The organism is Roseovarius halophilus (ex Wu et al. 2025) (genome assembly GCF_047086965.1).
Genome location: NZ_JBKOTX010000048.1, coordinates 17191 through 32087, shown reverse-complemented (window position 1 = coordinate 32087; position 14897 = coordinate 17191). Strand labels below are relative to the sequence as shown.

The window sequence follows — 14897 nt, the reverse complement described above, 5'->3', positions numbered from 1 at the left end:
TTGGCCTCGGGCTCGCTCCACAGGCGCGCCGCGCCGCCATCACCCGGCACCACGAGCGGCAGCGGCACCGGCCGGTCCCGGCCGATGAAGGCCGCCGCCTCGATCGCGGTCAGCGCCTCGTCCATCCCCGCGAGGGGTACAAGCCCCGCCGCGATGATCCGGTGCGCCAGCCATTCCGGCATCGTCTCGGGCAGGGTTGCGACCACCGCCAGCGGCTTTCCCGCCTCCGCGGCGGCGCGCGCGCCCGCCGTGATGACGCAGTCCCAGTCGGCAGGATCACACCGATCGACGCGGGGAAAATCGGCGATCACGCAACCCAGGCTCACATCGCCCGACAGCATCGCGGCGAAGGTCCGCGCCATCGCCTCGACATCGCCCCACACGAAGGTGTGGTAATCAAGCGGATTGGCCAACGCCACCATCGGCCCGAGCGCGGCGCGAAGCGCGGCGCGCTGACCCGTGTCCAGCGGTGGCAGGACAAGGTTCCGCCGCAGGACGGCATCGGCCACCAGGCTCGCCTCGCCGCCGGAACACGACATCGACGCGATGCGGCCCGATGCCAGCGGCCCGGCGAGGTGCAACACCTTCAGCGCCTCCAGCAAGGCGGGCAGGCTATCCACCCGCGCGATGCCCAGACGGTCGAACAGGGCGCGCGCCCCCGCGCCAGTACCCGCGACCGACGCGGTATGCGACACCGCCGCCGCGCGCGCCTGCTCGGAGTCCCCGGCCTTCAGCACCACGACGGGTTTGCCGAGCTCGCGCGCCCGCGCCGCGAGTGCCTCGAAGGCCCGCAGGTCGCCGACCCCTTCGACGTGCAGCCCGAGCGCGCTCACCCGTGTGTCCTCCAGCAGCGCCCGGCCGATCCCGGACAGCCCGAGCTGCGCCTGGTTGCCCGCCGTGACGACATAGGCCAGCGGCACCCCGCGCGCCTGCATCGTCAGGGTGATCGCCATGTTGGAACTCTGCGTCAGCACGGCCACGCCGCTGGCGACACGCGCGCCGCCATGCTGGTCCGGCCACAGGGGAACACCATCGAGATAATTGATGACACCGTAACAGTTCGGCCCGATGATCGGCATGGTGCCCGCCGCCTCCAGAAGCGCCGCCTGCAACCGCGCCCCGTCGCCCGCCTCGGCCCGGGCCTCCTCGAAGCCGCTGGCGAAACAGACCGCCCCGCCGGCCCCCATCGCCGCAAGCCGCCGCACCGTGTCGACGGTCGCCTCGCGGTTGACCCCGATGAAGACGGCGTCGGGAACCTCGGGCAGGGCTTCGGGCGCCGGGAAGGCGGGCAGGCCCGCGACCTCGGCCCGAGCGGGATGCACGGGATGGACGGGGCCGTCAAACCCGGCGTCGCGGCACCGGTCGATGACATTGGCGCACCACGTGCCGCCACCGACGACGGCGATGGCGCGGGGACGCAGGAGGCGGGAAAGATCGTGCGTCATCGCATCTCCGGTGGTCGCGTTACGGCCCGCCGCGTCGAGGGGCGCCGCCCCTCTTGGCCTTCGGCCAATTCACCCCGGGGTATTTCACCCGAGAAGAAACCCGCGGCGTCATCGCGGGCCGGCGCCGTGCGCGTGCCGGCCATGGAAATCGGCGCCCCGGCCATGCGGGCGGCTACGCGCCGAGGGGCCGCAGGAGTTCGCGGCCGATGATGTGGCGCTGGATCTCGGACGTGCCATCCCAGATGCGTTCGACGCGCGCATCGCGCCAGAAGCGTTCGACCGGCAGATCGTCCATCAGCCCCATGCCCCCGTGGATCTGCAACGTGGAATCGGTGACGCGGGCCAGCATCTCGGTGGCGTGAAGCTTGGCGCTCGCGATCTCGCGATTGGCGGGCAGGCCCTGATCGAGCCGCCAGGCCGCGGCGAGCGTCAGCCAGTCGGCCGCGTCGATCTCGGTCACCATGTCGGCGACCTGGAAACTGACACCCTGGAATTTGCCGATGGGCTGGCCGAACTGTTCGCGCGTGGCCGCGTGGGCCAGCGCGAGGTCGAAGCAGCGCCGGGCGCGCCCCACGCTCATCGCGGCGACGGTGATGCGCGTCGCGTAGAGCCATTCGTTCATGACGGCGAAGCCGCCATCGACCTCGCCCAGCACCTGCGCGTCGGACAGGCGGCACTCGTCGAAGTCCAGCACCATGTTCGCGTAGCCGCGATGACTGACGGAGCGGTAGCCCTCGCGGATCTCGAAGCCGGGGGTGCCGCGATCCACGAGGAAGGTGGTGATCCGTTTCTTCGGGCCCTTGGGAGTGTCATCCTCGCCCGTGGCCACGAAAACGATCACGAAATCCGCGTGCTCGGCGCCCGAGATGAAATGCTTGGTCCCGTTGATCACCCAGTCGCCGCCATCGCGGCGCGCCGTGCATTTCATGCCGCGCACGTCCGAGCCGGCATCGGGTTCGGTCATGGCCAGCGCGTCCATCTTTTCGCCGCGCACGGCGGGCAGCAGGTAACGCTCGCGCTGTTCGCCCGCGCAGGCCATCAGGATGTTCTGCGGCCGGCCGAAAAAATGCGTGAGCGCCATCGACCCGCGCCCCAGCTCGCGCTCGACAAGGGCGAAATCGAGATGGGAAAGGCCGGCGCAGCCAACCTCTTCGGGGAAGTTGCAGGCATAGAAGCCGAGCTCGAGGGTCTTGCGCCGGATTTCGCGTGCGAGCTCCGCGGGCACCTGCCCGGTGCGCTCGACCTGCGGCTCGTGGGGATAGATCTCGTTCTCGACGAAGCGGCGCACCGTCGAGACGATCATCTCCTGCTCGTCGCTCGGTCCGAAATTCATGTCAGCCCCCCGTGCAGGGCCGCCAGGTCCGCGACCTTCCCGGCCACCTCATCGGGCGGGTCGCACGTGCGGCGCGTCTCGAGGCTCACATGCAGCATCAACTGGTCGCAGGTCGCCATCACCATGCCGTCGCTCACGCGGATCATTTCGTGGAAACAGCGCAGTTTCTTGCCGCGGCCCTCGGTGACGCGGCTATGCACCCGGACATGTTCGCCGGCATGGGTCTCGGCCAGGTATTTCACCGTGGTCTCGACCGTGAAATAGCTCATGCCGCGCGCCACGTAACCGTCATCGACGCCGACAAGCGCCATGACCGCCTCGGCGGCGTCGCTGAAGATCTGGCCGTAGCGCCCCTCGTTCATGTGGCCGTTCATGTCGGTCCAGTCCACGGGCACGACCCGGTCCTGCGTGACGAGCGGGGCGTCCCGGCGCGGGGATGCCTGCAGGGTCTTCTGGTGGTCCAGAACGATCCGCCCGGCAGCGTTGCCCTGCTGCTTGAGCGCGCGAATCATCGCGACGATATTGCCGTCCCGCTTGCGCTCCAGTTCCCGGATGCTCAGGTGCCCGGATTGGGCGTCGGACTGTGCGGCGATCCGGCCGGCGAGCTCATCGGTCAGGTCCGGCACGTCCATCAGCTTGGTCCAGGGCCATTGCAGGGCGGGGCCGAACTGGTTGATGAAATGCTTCATGCCGGCCTCGCCCCCGGCGATGCGATAGGTTTCGAACAGGCCCATCTGCCCCCACCTCAGACCGAAGCCGTAGCGGATGGCGTTGTCTATTTCCTCGGTGGTCGCGATGCCGTCCTTGATGAGCCAGAGCGCCTCGCGCCACACCGCCTCGAGGAAGCGGTCGGCGACATGCGCCTCGATCTCCTTGCGGACATGCAGGGGATAGAGCCCCAGATCACGCAGCATGCCGCGCGCACGGTCGATGAAGCCGGTCGGGTTGCTGTCGCTGCCCACGACCTCGACCAGGGGCATGAGGTAGACCGGGTTGAAGGGATGGGCGACGATGATCTGCTCCGGCCGGCGCGCGCCCTGCTGAAGCTCGGAGGGTTTGAACCCGCTCGTGGACGAGCCGATGATCGCGTCGGGGCCGCAGGCCTGCTGAATGTCGCGGTATATCTCGCGCTTGAGCGCCAGCCGTTCGGGCACGCTTTCCTGTATCCACGCCGCGCCGTCCACGGCGGCCGACAGGCTGTCGTGGAACGTCAGGCGGCCTTCCCGCGGCATCGCGCAATCATAGAGCATCGGCAGCGCCCGGCGGGCATTTTCCAGCACCTCCCCGAGCTTGCGCGCCGCCGCCGGGTCCGGGTCGAAAACCCGCACGTCCCATCCGTTCAACAGGTACCGTGCCGCCCAGCCCCCGCCGATCACGCCGCCGCCGACAATGGCCGCCGTATCTTTCATGTCCCGATCCTCTCCCGCGTTTCGAATTGTCTTGGGACTCTCCGGCCCCGCCCGTTTCGAGGGGCGCTGCCCCGTCAAGACGCCGAGACGGCACCGGCTGTCGCTCTCAGGCCGGTTTCCGCTTGGTCAGGTTCAGCTTGTCGCGCACCTCGGCGGGGCCGATCACCCGCGCGCCGAGGTTCTCGACGATGCCGACCGCGCGCGCCACAAGCTGCCAGTTCTCGGCCAGAACCCCCTTGTCGAGCATCAGGTTGTCCTCCAGCCCGACGCGCACGTTTCCCCCGGCCAGAACCGACGCCGCCACGTACGGCATCTGGTTGCGCCCGAGCGCGAAGGCGCTGAACGCCCAGTCGCGGGGAATGTTGTTGACCATCGCCATGAAGGTATTGAGATCGTCCGGCGACCCCCACGGCACGCCCATGCAAAGCTGTACCAACGCGTCGGGCGCCAGTATGCCATCGTCAACCAGCTGTTTCGCGTACCACAAATGGCCCGTGTCGAAGGCCTCGATCTCGGGTTTGACACCCAGCTCGGTCATCATCCGGCCCATGGCCTGCAACATGCCGGGCGTGTTCGTCATCACGTAATCGGCCTCGGCGAAGTTCATCGTGCCGCAGTCCAGCGTGCAAATCTCGGGCAGGCATTCGGCCACGTGCGCCACGCGCTCGCTCGCCCCGGCCATGTCCGTACCCTCTTCCGCCACCGGGAGGGGCCTTTCCACGCCACCGAAGGTGATGTCCCCGCCCATGCCCGCCGTCAGGTTCAGGACAACGTCGGTCGCGCTTTCTCTGATCCGCTCCGTAACCTCGCGGAACAGGTGGATGTCCCGCGATGGCGCCCCGGTTTCGGGGTCGCGCACGTGACAATGCACGATGGCCGCGCCGGCCTTGGCCGCGGCGATGGCGCTGTCCGCGATCTGCTGCGGGCTGCGCGGCACATGCGGGCTCCGGTCATGGGTCCCGCCGGAGCCGGTGACGGCACAGGTGATGAAAACCTCGCGGTTCATGGCTAGCGGCATCTGTGTCTCCTTCGCTTTCGGATCACAGGCTACACGGCTGACATGGCCCCTCATTTTGCGGTACTGGACAATTATTATGCACGACTGGACAAAAACGACCGGCCAGACGATCAATATCGCGTTCCTGCTGTTCGACGGGTTCTCGAACCTGTGTCTTGCGAACTGTGTGGAGCCGTTGCGGGCCACCAACACGCTGACGGGACGCGACGCCTTCGAATGGCGGTTCTTCACGATGACCGGGGCGGGCGTTCTGTCGTCAAGCGCCATGCAGATCATGCCGCACGGACCGCTGAGCAGCCTTTCGCACTGTGATTATCTTTTTGTGCTGGCAAGTTACGGGCACGAAAGCCACGACGCGGGCGCAACGCGCAACGCGCTGCGACGGTTGCCGCACGTGGCGTGCACACTGGTCGGTCTGGATACCGCGCCGTGGCTTCTGGCCGCGGCGGGCCTGCTGGACGGGCGCCGCGCGACGCTGCACTGGGATATCCTCGGCGCGTTTTCCGAACGTTTCCTGACCGTGCATTTGGAGAAAGCGCACGTGATCAAGGACGGTTCGATCATCACCTGCGCCGGGGCGATGGCGGCCCTCGACCTCAGCCTCGGTCTCGTGAACGATCACGCGGGCATCGCAGCGCGGCTGGATGTCGAGGCCTTGTTCATAAGCGGCGGTACCGTGCGCGACCCCGGCGAGGCCCCGCGCGGCATAACCGACCCGCTGGTGCGGACAAGCATCAAGCTGATGCGCGACAATCTCGAAAAACCCCTGACGCTTGCCGAGATATCGTCGCGCGTGTCCTGCCAGCCCCGCACGCTCGACCGGCGCTGCCGGGCGGTCGTGGGCATGTCGCCGGGCAGGCTCTACCGTCACCTTCGGCTTAGCGCGGCGCGGAAACTGTTGCAGGAAAGCAGCCTCAGCATGGCCGAGATCTCGGTCCGGTGCGGCTACGATTCTCAAGCGGCGCTCGCGCGCGCCGTGAAACAACAGTTCGACGCCACGCCGACGCAGCTACGCAAGCGCCCGACCATTTGACAGACAAAAGCGCGCGCGCGCACGCGCTTACGCGGGTGCGATGACAGGCGCTGTCAGCAGCTCAGAAATTTTCGGCCCTGATGCGCAACTGCCGTGCCCGGGCAAGGATCGCATCCTCCACGGCGCGTTGCGTTTCGGCGCTGACGGGACCACTGCGCGTTTGCAGCGCGACATTCAGTGACCGGGCGTCAAGCGCGGGGTCGCTGACGAGGACGGTCGCGCGATACGCGCTGCCACCGCCCGGCGGACGGCCGTAACCGGTCGAAATCACCCCCGTGAACGGATCCGCCGCTTCGACCGGCAGGAAATCGAGCACGTCGAGCGTGGCGGTCCAGATGAAGCGGTTGACTTTGACGTCTGACGACCCGCCGCTGTCGAAGATGTCCAGCAGGGACGTGCCGCTTGTGACCCTCGACTGCGCCTCGCGCCCCGAATCGACCGTGTAAGCATCGGGATCAAGCTGCGTATTCCGAAAACCGCCGCATCCCGCGAGAACGACCAATGATGCGAGTGCACACCCGATGGTTTTGAAACGCAATTGCTTCATGGTACGGCCCGTCCTAGTTTCACGCTCCCTACTATCTAAGCCAGATGAAAGGGGCAAGGAATTAACGTGGCGGGTCCGCAGGCATCCATCGCGCCCTCGTGGCGTCGCGGACGTGGACAGCGGCGGCGCAATCGGGGGATTGCCGTCGTTCACGTTTCTGTGGCACAACCATCCAAGTACTTCCGACATAAGGATTTTGCTCCGTGGGTCTTGCCGACATAAAGGAACGTATCGCCCGGGCCGAGGACGCCGCCGGCAGGCCCGGCGGCAGCGTGAAACTCGTCGCCATCTCGAAGGTGCAACCCGAGGACCGGGTCAGGGCCGTCCTGCGGCAGGGTCACCGGTGCTTCGGCGAGAACCGAGTACAGGAGGCGGCGGGCAAATGGCCCGCTTTCCGCGAGGAATGCGGCGAGATCGACCTGCACCTCGTCGGCCCGCTGCAAAGCAACAAGGTCCGGCAGGCTTTCGGGCTTTTTCAGGCGATCCACTCGGTGGACCGGCCGAAACTGGCGCGCGCGATCGCGCGCATCGCGCAGGAGGAAGGCCACTGCCCCGATCTGTTCGTCCAAGTCAACACGGGCGAGGAGCCGCAGAAAGCGGGGATCCTGCCCGCCGAGGCTGACGGTTTCATCGAGGAATGTCGCACGCTCGACCTGCCGCTGGCCGGCCTCATGTGCATTCCGCCGGTCGAGGAAACGCCAAGCCTGCATTTCGCGCTGCTGGCCAAGATCGCCGCGCGCAACGGTCTGCAAGGCCTCTCGATGGGCATGAGCGGTGATTTCGACCAGGCGATCGCGCATGGCGCGACGCATGTCCGGGTCGGCAGCGCGGTCTTCGGCGAACGCGACTACGGCTGAACCGCTCAGGCATCGCGCGCCGCGCTATCAAGGGCAAGCGCACGCGGTACGATCAACCGGTCACCGGGGGCAAGCGCCCCGGCGATACGCAGCAGATGGTCGCGCCGCAGGCCGATACAGCCGGCCGTCGGATAGCCCGGGCGCCGCCATTGATGCAAGAAGATGCAGGATCCCAGCCATGGCTCGGCGCGGGGCCAGTTCCAGTCCGTCACGATCACGAGGTCGTACAGTGGATCGGGGCGGCGCATCGTTTCACAACTGAACCCGTAGGGCGCCCGGACGAGCGTGTTGTAATCGGGCTGGTCCGGCGCGTCCGACCAGCAATCGCCGGGCCGGGTCGGCACCGCCCAGCTTGACGGGCGGGCCAGCCTGTCGGGGCGGTATTGAATACCCACGATCCTGTGGGCACCCACCGGCGTCGCGCCGTCCCCTTCCCGTTTCAGGGCGGATATGCCGCCGCGTCCCACGGTACATGGAAACTGGCGGCCCCGGTGCCGCAGGCCGGTCGGCGTCAGGACAAGATCGCGTGGTGTCATGGTGCCATACCTGCCCCAACCCGGCGCTCGATGAAAGCCCGCGCCCGCGCTGTGCTCAAAATTCGTAGCCGAAACGCGCGATATCCCGGCCGCAGATATCCGCCACGACGGCCGCGTCCACGTCGTTGTAATGATCGCGGTAATGCGCATGCCGATCCGACCTGTTCACGTGCGGCACGGGCAGGTCGAAACCGAGATGGTCCCATAACGGGGCGGCATCCTGCCCAAGGTTTTCGAGCCGGATGAAAAGGCTGCAATGCTCCCTGCCGCGGGCGTCCTGAACGTATCGCTCATAGGGCGCCGCTGCCAGCGACGCGCGTGTCTCGGGCGCGTTCAGGAAGCCCGAAAAGCCGTGACGTTTGGCCAGCGCCACCGCGGGGTGCTGGAAACTCTGGCACCGCAGCCAGTGATAATAGCTCACGATCCTGTCCCACGGGTTGCGGACCAGCGTGAAAACAAAGGCCTGCTCGATCAGCGCGGGGGGCACAAGGCCGTCGATATCGGCCAGCGTGGCGTGTTTCCACAGGCGCCCACGCGTCTTTACCCCCTGCAGGCGCCGCCGGCGGCGTTTTGCCTTGGGCGTGTCCCCGATCAGGATGTCATCCTTCATGGCCCGGCTTTCCAACGCCAGCGCCATCGACGTTCCGCCTGTCTTGGGCACGTGAACGAAGATGTAATTGCGGCCGCGGGAAATGATCATGGCGCGCAGGCTATCCGCCGGTATCCGCCGCGGCAAGCCGCGCGCGCGGCGCCCCGTTTTCGGGGCAACATACGGGTTTGACCGGCAAACCAAAGTCAATATGCTCTTTGCACGCGGCACTTGATTTTCGGGGAGAGAGCGATGGGTTGGATGAGGGATGAAACCGGGCTTGAAAGAAGCGACGCCAATTTCGTACCGCTGACGCCATTGTCCCACCTGCGGCGCGCGGCGCAGATTTATCCCGATCATGACGCCGTCGTTTACGGCGGCTTCCGCACGACGTATCGCGAATACCACGACCGCTGCACGCGCCTCGCCTCGGGGCTGGCGGCGCTCGGCGTGACGCCCGGCGACGTGGTGGCCACGTTGCTGCCCAACATTCCCGCCCATGCCGAGGCGCATTTCGGGATCCCCGCCTGCGGCGCGGTGTTGAACGCGATCAACACCCGGCTCGATGCCGATACCGTGGCCTACATCCTCGGCCACGGCGAGGCCAAGGTTCTGCTGGTCGATCCACAGTTCCTGCCAATGGCGGCGCAGGCCATCGAGATGCTGGACGGCCCGGCGCCGACCGTCATCGAGGTTGCCGATGATCAGGCCGGTGTCCACGCCCACGGCCACTACACCGAGTACGAGGCGTTGCTGGCGTCGGGCGATCCCGGTTTCGAGTGGATCATGCCCGAGGACGAATGGGAAAGCCTCGCGCTCAACTACACCTCCGGGACGACCGGCCGGCCGAAGGGCGTCGTCTATAACCACCGTGGCGCCTACCTCACGACAATGGGCACGGCCGTCAGCTGGCCCATGCCGCGCGGCGCGCGCTACCTCACGATCGTGCCGCTTTTCCACTGCAACAACTGGAACCACACGTGGATGATGCCGATGCTGGGCGGCACGGTCGTCTGTTGCCGCGATGTCAGCGCGCGTGCCATCTACGACTCCATAGCGGACGAGGGCGTGACACATTTCGGGGCCGCGCCGATCGTCCTCAACATGATCGTCAACGCCAAACCTCAAGAGCGGCGCGCGTTCGACCATGTTGTCGATGTCTTCACCGCGGGCGCCCCGCCCCCTGCCGCCACGCTGCGGGCGATCGAGCCCCTGGGCTTCAAGGTCACGCAGGTCTACGGCCTGACCGAGACATACGGGCACGTGACCGAATGCATCTGGCATGACCGCTGGAACACGCTCGACGATGACGACCGGTACGCCATCAAGGCCCGGACGGGTGTCGCCATGCCCATGGCCGAGCACATCACCGCGATGGACCCCGAAAGTATGACGCAAATCCCGATGGACGAGACCGCGCAGGGCGAGATCATGATCCGCGGCAACACGGTTATGAAGGGGTACCTCAAGAACCCGCAGGCCACGCGGGAAGCGTTCCGGGGCGGGTATTTCCATTCGGGCGACATCGCCATCCAGCATCCCGACGGCTACCTGCGGATCGCCGACCGGGCGAAGGACATCATCATTTCTGGGGGCGAGAACATCAGTTCCGTCGAGGTCGAAGGCGTGCTGATGCGCCATCCCGCCGTCCTGCTCTGCGCGGTCGTCGCCCGGCCGGACACGCAATGGGGCGAAACGCCCTGCGCATTCGTCGAGTTGAAGGACGGCGTGAGCGCGACCGAGGATGAACTCCTCGCCTTCGCGCGGGAAAACCTCGCCGGCTTCAAAACCCCCAAGAAGGTGATATTCCGGGAACTGCCCAAGACCTCGACCGGCAAGATCCAGAAGTTCGAACTGCGCAACATCGCAAGGGCGCTCTGACCGGCGGCGCGCTTGCATGGCCGGGCTTCGGCAGATTGCCGGGCGTCAGGCCCGCGTGCTATAGCTGGCGGGAAGAGGCAGAGCAGGCCCAACCGCATGACCGCACTCAACGAATACGAGCGGCTCGAGGCATCCGCCCTCTGGCGCCCCTCGGAAGACGCGCAGCGCATCGACGTGATCGTCTCCATCGGGGATGCCACGCTGACGATAAGCGACATGCGGGATCGTGCGCTGACCCATTGGTCACTGCCCGCCGTCACCCGCGCGAACCCCGGCAAGATGCCCGCCATCTATCATCCCGACGGCGATACGGGCGAAACGCTGGAACTGCCGGAGACGGAACACGAATTCATCGCCGCGATGGAACGACTGCTCGGCGCCATCGCGCGGCAGCGGCCGCATCCCGGCCGGTTGCGCCTGCTGGCGCTTGTCCTGTCCGTCGGGGCTGTCATCCTGCTGGGGGCAATCTGGCTGCCCGAGGCGACCCGGCGGCACGCCGTCGAGGTCGTCCCGGAGGTGAAACGCGCCGAGATCGGGCAGGCGTTGCTTTCGGAAATGCAGGACATGACCGGCCCCCCGTGCCGCGACAGCGAAGGCATGAACGCCCTGCAGCGCCTCGCGGCGCGCCTGCAACCGGCCACGGGGCCGATGGAATTGCGCATCGTTCGCGGGGGCGTGCAGGATTCGACCCACCTGCTCGGCGGCACGATCCTGCTGAACCGCAAGCTGGTCGAGGACCACGAAACCCCGGATATCGTCGCCGGTTACATCATCGCCGAGCAGTTGCGCGCGCGTCGGCACGACCCGCTGGACAGGCTCCTGCAACACGGCGGGATCCTCGCCAGCTTGCGCTTGCTGGCAACCGGCAACGTGGCCACCGAAACGCTGCGCGCCTATGCCGAACACGTGCTGACGGCGCCGCGCCCCGCGCTCGACGACGCGACGCTGTTGCGCGGTTTCGAGAAATGGCGGGTGCGCGCCACGCCGTATGCCTATGCCCGCGACATCTCGGGCGAAACGACGCTCGGCCTGATCGAGGCCGACCCGCACGCGGCCCGCCCTCCCGAACCCGTCCTCGCGGACGGCGACTGGCTGCGCCTTCAAGGCATTTGCGGCGGTTGAGCGCGCATGTCGCACAAGACCCCGGCAAGACGGCGCCGGGAAATTTCCGCTTCCGGAAAGCCGCGTGAACGGCTAACAACCCGGCATGAGCATCAAGGGCATCAAATCCACGGATCGACGCCGACGCACCCGCGTCTGACTCACCATGCTCGTCGGCGGCGCCCGGGCCCCGCTCCCTCCCTCAAAATATTGACTTGCCCCCGGTGTTCCGGCACTCACGGGGTTTACTGAAAAGGATACGTGCCATGATCCCGTCTGTCTTGCCGACCTACAATCGCGCGCCCCTCACCTTCGTGAAAGGTGACGGAAGCTGGCTGATCGAGGCCGATGGGCGCCGATTCCTGGATCTCGGCGCCGGCATCGCGGTCAACGCGCTCGGTCATGCGCATCCCGACCTTGTCGAGGCCCTGACCGACCAGGCCGGCAGGCTGTGGCATACGTCGAACCTTTATCAGGTGCCGCAACAGCAGGTACTGGCCGACAAGCTGGTCGACGCGACCTTTGCCGACACGGTGTTCTTCACCAACTCGGGAAGCGAGTCGTGCGAACTGGCCATCAAGATGGCCCGCAAGCATTTTCATGATCTGGGCGACCCCGAGCGGACCGACATCATCGCCTTCGACGGGTCATTTCACGGCCGGTCCCACGCGGCCATCGCCGCCGCCGGCTCCGAGAAGATGACCAAGGGGTTCGGCCCGCAACTGCCCGGTTTCCGCCACGTGGCCTGGGGCGATCACGACGGCCTGCATGCGGCGGTGACCAACAAAACGGCCGCTATCCTCATCGAGCCCGTGCAAGGCGAAGGCGGCATCCGCCCCCTGCCCGACCAGTGCCTGAAAGGGCTTCGCGACCTTTGCGATGATCGTGGCATCCTGCTGATCCTCGACGAGGTGCAGTGCGGCATGGGCCGGACGGGGCGCCTTTTCGCCCATGAATGGGCCGGCATCACGCCGGATATCATGATGGTCGCCAAGGGCATCGGCGGCGGGTTCCCTCTGGGGGCCGTGCTGGCGACGGAGGCCGCGGCCAGCGGCATGACGGCGGGGACCCATGGCTCCACCTACGGCGGCAACCCTCTGGCCTGCGCGGTCGGGTCGCGGGTGATGGACATCGTCGCGGACCCCGCGTTTCTTGCCGAGGTCGCGCGCAAGTCCGGGCTTTTCCGCCAGAAACTCGAAGGGCTGGTCGACAGTCATCCGCTGATTTTCGAGTCCGTGCGCGGCGCGGGCCTCATGCTGGGGCTGAAATGCCGGGTGACGAACACCGACGTGGTCAAGGCCGGGTATGATGCCCTTCTGACGACGGTGCCGGCGGCCGATAATGTCCTCCGGCTGCTGCCGCCGCTCAATATTTCGGATGACGAGATCGACGAGGCGCTCGAACGCCTCTCGGCCGCCGCGACGGAGCTTGAACAGCACACGGCCGCCACGGCCTGAGACGCCGGCGGCGCGCCGGCGCGCCGCGCCGCCATTTGCAGAAAGTAAACAAGATGAACCATTTCCTTGACATCCACAAAACCGAGCAACCGGACCTGCGGTCGATCATCGAGTCCGCCAAGGCGATGAAAACGGCGCGGGCCGGGCGGCCGCGCGGCACGCCCGACGACGAACAGCCGCTTCAGGGCCGGATGGTCGCGCTGATCTTCGAGAAACCGTCGACACGGACACGCGTTTCCTTCGACGTGGGCGTTCGCCAGATGGGCGGGCAGACGATGCTGCTGTCCGGCGCGGAAATGCAGCTTGGCCACGGCGAGACGATCGCGGACACCGCGCGCGTCCTGAGCCGCTATGTCGACCTGATCATGATCCGCACCTTCGACGAATCCGTGCTTTACGAAATGGCGGAATTCTCGGACGTGCCCGTCATCAACGGCCTGACCGACCGCACGCACCCTTGCCAGATCATGGCGGACGTCCTGACCTACGAGGAACATCGCGGCCCGATCGCCGGCCGCAAGGTCGTCTGGTCGGGTGACGGCAACAACGTGTGCGCCTCGTTACTGCACGCCGCGGCGCGATTCGGTTTCGATTTCACCTTCACCGGTCCGGCACAACTCGATCCGGAGGCCGAGTTCGTCGGCCTCGCCCGGGATGCCGGCTGCAATGTCCGGATCGAGCGTGACCCCGCCAGGGCCGTGGAGAACGCCGACCTCGTCGTCACCGACACATGGGTCAGCATGCATGACAGCCAGTCCACCAAGGAACGGCGCCACAACATGCTGCGCCCCTACCAGGTGAACGAGGACCTCATGGCGCACGCCAGACCGGATGCGCTTTTCATGCATTGCCTGCCCGCGCATCGCGAGGAGGAAGTGACGAGCGCTGTCATGGACGGCCCGCAATCGGTCATCTGGGACGAGGCCGAGAACCGGTTGCACGCCCAGAAGGCCGTGATGCGCTGGTGCATGGGCGTCTGACCTGCACGCCGCCACGCGCCGGACACCCACCGAATACCGCGATGGCCCGGCGCGGTCGGGCAACGCATCCCCGGTGACGGGCACCGCCCGTCACCACCTATTTCCGCAGGTACGCGTCCGAGAAGCCGGCCCGGCGTGTCTTGGCCAGCGCAGCATGCAGCGCCGACCGGTCATCGAACGGCCCCGCCAGAACCAGCGTGTAGGTCTTGCCGCCGCGCGTCATCCGGCCCATCCGCGCGGGCAGCCCTGCATCGGCCAGGCGCCGTGCCGCGCGTTTCGCGTTCGTCGGCACGCCGAACACGCCGGCCTGCACGTAGCGGTGCCCGCCACGCGACGCGCGCGGTTTCGTCTGCTGGCGCGCCGGGGCGCTGTCCGCGGCGCCCGACGCCGACCGTGTCGAAACCGTCGTCCTACGGGACTCGCGCGCCCCGTCCGATACCCGCTGCACGAGGGCGCCCTGACGATCCTCGATCTTGCCCGAGATCGTGCGACCGCGCTCCTCGCGCACCGGGTCCGGCACGACGCGGCCCCGCGTCGCGACCGTGACACCGGCGCTGCGTTGGTCATCGAAACTGGTATAGGGGTATTGCAGGCCGGGATACTTGTAGCTGACATCGCGGCCCGTCTCGCGCTCGATCAGGTGACGCGGCACCGTCTTGGACCAGACGAGCTCCATGCTCGCCTTGCCCCGCGCTGTCTGCTGCCCCCGGC

At 67.1% G+C, this 14897-nt stretch carries 14 protein-coding genes; 6 read left to right on the top strand and 8 right to left on the bottom strand.

Annotation, left to right across the window (positions count from 1 at the left end; genetic code table 11):
• From ACH107_RS11990 to ACH107_RS11975, 4 genes are all read right to left on the bottom strand, one after another.
• The coding region (locus ACH107_RS11990) for a CoA-binding protein (protein WP_412506066.1) at positions 1–1445 on the bottom strand (1445 nt) is incomplete at its 3' end.
• Between the two features lie 172 nt (positions 1446–1617).
• A complete protein-coding gene (locus ACH107_RS11985) occupies positions 1618–2778 on the bottom strand; it encodes an acyl-CoA dehydrogenase family protein (protein ID WP_412506065.1) in 1161 nt (386 codons plus the stop codon).
• The gene (locus tag ACH107_RS11980; RefSeq protein WP_412506064.1) at positions 2775–4187 is read right to left on the bottom strand and encodes a carnitine 3-dehydrogenase; all 1413 of its coding nucleotides are present in this window, start codon (positions 4185–4187) and stop codon (positions 2775–2777) included. The genes ACH107_RS11985 and ACH107_RS11980 overlap by 4 nt, the downstream gene beginning before the upstream one ends.
• Positions 4188–4293: 106 nt before the next feature.
• Positions 4294–5205, bottom strand: coding sequence for a 3-keto-5-aminohexanoate cleavage protein (locus ACH107_RS11975; RefSeq protein WP_412506063.1), 912 nt, complete (start codon positions 5203–5205; stop codon positions 4294–4296).
• A gap of 76 nt (positions 5206–5281) precedes the next feature.
• Here ACH107_RS11975 and ACH107_RS11970 point away from each other — a divergent pair, with 76 nt between their 5' ends.
• Positions 5282–6238 carry a GlxA family transcriptional regulator gene (locus ACH107_RS11970; protein WP_412506062.1) on the top strand — a complete coding sequence of 319 codons (957 nt, stop codon included), beginning with the start codon at positions 5282–5284 and terminating at the stop codon, positions 6236–6238.
• 61 nt (positions 6239–6299) lie between these two features.
• On the opposite strand, the gene ACH107_RS11965 is transcribed toward ACH107_RS11970, so the two are convergent.
• Positions 6300–6785 carry a DUF3576 domain-containing protein gene (locus ACH107_RS11965; protein WP_412506061.1) on the bottom strand — a complete coding sequence of 162 codons (486 nt, stop codon included), beginning with the start codon at positions 6783–6785 and terminating at the stop codon, positions 6300–6302.
• A 203-nt stretch (positions 6786–6988) separates the two neighbouring features.
• On the opposite strand from ACH107_RS11965, the gene ACH107_RS11960 reads away from it, so the two are divergent.
• Positions 6989–7642: a YggS family pyridoxal phosphate-dependent enzyme gene (locus ACH107_RS11960; RefSeq protein WP_412506060.1), complete on the top strand. Its 654-nt coding sequence runs from the start codon at positions 6989–6991 to the stop codon at positions 7640–7642.
• A gap of 5 nt (positions 7643–7647) precedes the next feature.
• Here ACH107_RS11960 and ACH107_RS11955 read toward each other — a convergent pair whose 3' ends face one another.
• Positions 7648–8178, bottom strand: coding sequence for a L,D-transpeptidase family protein (locus ACH107_RS11955; protein ID WP_412506059.1), 531 nt, complete (start codon positions 8176–8178; stop codon positions 7648–7650).
• Positions 8179–8233: 55 nt separating this feature from the next.
• Entirely contained in the window at positions 8234–8878 is a 645-nt protein-coding gene (locus ACH107_RS11950) for a sulfotransferase family 2 domain-containing protein (protein WP_412506058.1), read from the bottom strand.
• A 141-nt stretch (positions 8879–9019) separates the two neighbouring features.
• Between ACH107_RS11950 and ACH107_RS11945 the strand changes: the two genes are divergently transcribed.
• The 4 genes from ACH107_RS11945 to argF all read left to right on the top strand — a co-directional run bounded on the left by ACH107_RS11945 (position 9020) and on the right by argF (position 14186).
• The gene (locus tag ACH107_RS11945; protein WP_412506057.1) at positions 9020–10648 is read left to right on the top strand and encodes an AMP-binding protein; all 1629 of its coding nucleotides are present in this window, start codon (positions 9020–9022) and stop codon (positions 10646–10648) included.
• A 96-nt stretch (positions 10649–10744) separates the two neighbouring features.
• Complete coding sequence (locus tag ACH107_RS11940; RefSeq protein ID WP_412506056.1) at positions 10745–11770, top strand: hypothetical protein; 1026 nt, start codon at positions 10745–10747, stop codon at positions 11768–11770.
• Between the two features lie 245 nt (positions 11771–12015).
• The gene (locus tag ACH107_RS11935; RefSeq protein WP_412506055.1) at positions 12016–13206 is read left to right on the top strand and encodes an aspartate aminotransferase family protein; all 1191 of its coding nucleotides are present in this window, start codon (positions 12016–12018) and stop codon (positions 13204–13206) included.
• A 53-nt stretch (positions 13207–13259) separates the two neighbouring features.
• Positions 13260–14186 (top strand): ornithine carbamoyltransferase, encoded by a 927-nt coding sequence (gene argF, locus ACH107_RS11930; protein WP_412506054.1) that lies wholly within the window; start codon positions 13260–13262, stop codon positions 14184–14186.
• Between the two features lie 97 nt (positions 14187–14283).
• Here the strand turns inward: argF and ACH107_RS11925 are convergent, their stop codons facing one another.
• A complete protein-coding gene (locus ACH107_RS11925; RefSeq protein ID WP_412506053.1) occupies positions 14284–14862 on the bottom strand; it encodes an SPOR domain-containing protein in 579 nt (192 codons plus the stop codon).
• Between the last annotated feature and the right edge of the window lie 35 nt (positions 14863–14897).

Excerpts from the sequence above, each read along its gene's own strand:
- ACH107_RS11985 (WP_412506065.1), bottom strand. The coding sequence starts at position 2,778 with ATGAATTTCGGACCGAGCGACGAGCAGGAGATGATCGTCTCGACGGTG.
- ACH107_RS11980 (WP_412506064.1), bottom strand. The coding sequence starts at position 4,187 with ATGAAAGATACGGCGGCCATTGTCGGCGGCGGCGTGATCGGCGGGGGC.
- ACH107_RS11975 (WP_412506063.1), bottom strand. The coding sequence starts at position 5,205 with ATGCCGCTAGCCATGAACCGCGAGGTTTTCATCACCTGTGCCGTCACC.
- ACH107_RS11970 (WP_412506062.1), top strand. The coding sequence starts at position 5,282 with ATGCACGACTGGACAAAAACGACCGGCCAGACGATCAATATCGCGTTC.
- ACH107_RS11965 (WP_412506061.1), bottom strand. The coding sequence starts at position 6,785 with ATGAAGCAATTGCGTTTCAAAACCATCGGGTGTGCACTCGCATCATTG.
- ACH107_RS11955 (WP_412506059.1), bottom strand. The coding sequence starts at position 8,178 with ATGACACCACGCGATCTTGTCCTGACGCCGACCGGCCTGCGGCACCGG.
- ACH107_RS11950 (WP_412506058.1), bottom strand. The coding sequence starts at position 8,878 with ATGATCATTTCCCGCGGCCGCAATTACATCTTCGTTCACGTGCCCAAG.
- ACH107_RS11945 (WP_412506057.1), top strand. The coding sequence starts at position 9,020 with ATGGGTTGGATGAGGGATGAAACCGGGCTTGAAAGAAGCGACGCCAAT.
- ACH107_RS11940 (WP_412506056.1), top strand. The coding sequence starts at position 10,745 with ATGACCGCACTCAACGAATACGAGCGGCTCGAGGCATCCGCCCTCTGG.
- ACH107_RS11935 (WP_412506055.1), top strand. The coding sequence starts at position 12,016 with ATGATCCCGTCTGTCTTGCCGACCTACAATCGCGCGCCCCTCACCTTC.
- argF (WP_412506054.1), top strand. The coding sequence starts at position 13,260 with ATGAACCATTTCCTTGACATCCACAAAACCGAGCAACCGGACCTGCGG.
- ACH107_RS11925 (WP_412506053.1), bottom strand. The coding sequence starts at position 14,862 with ATGGAGCTCGTCTGGTCCAAGACGGTGCCGCGTCACCTGATCGAGCGC.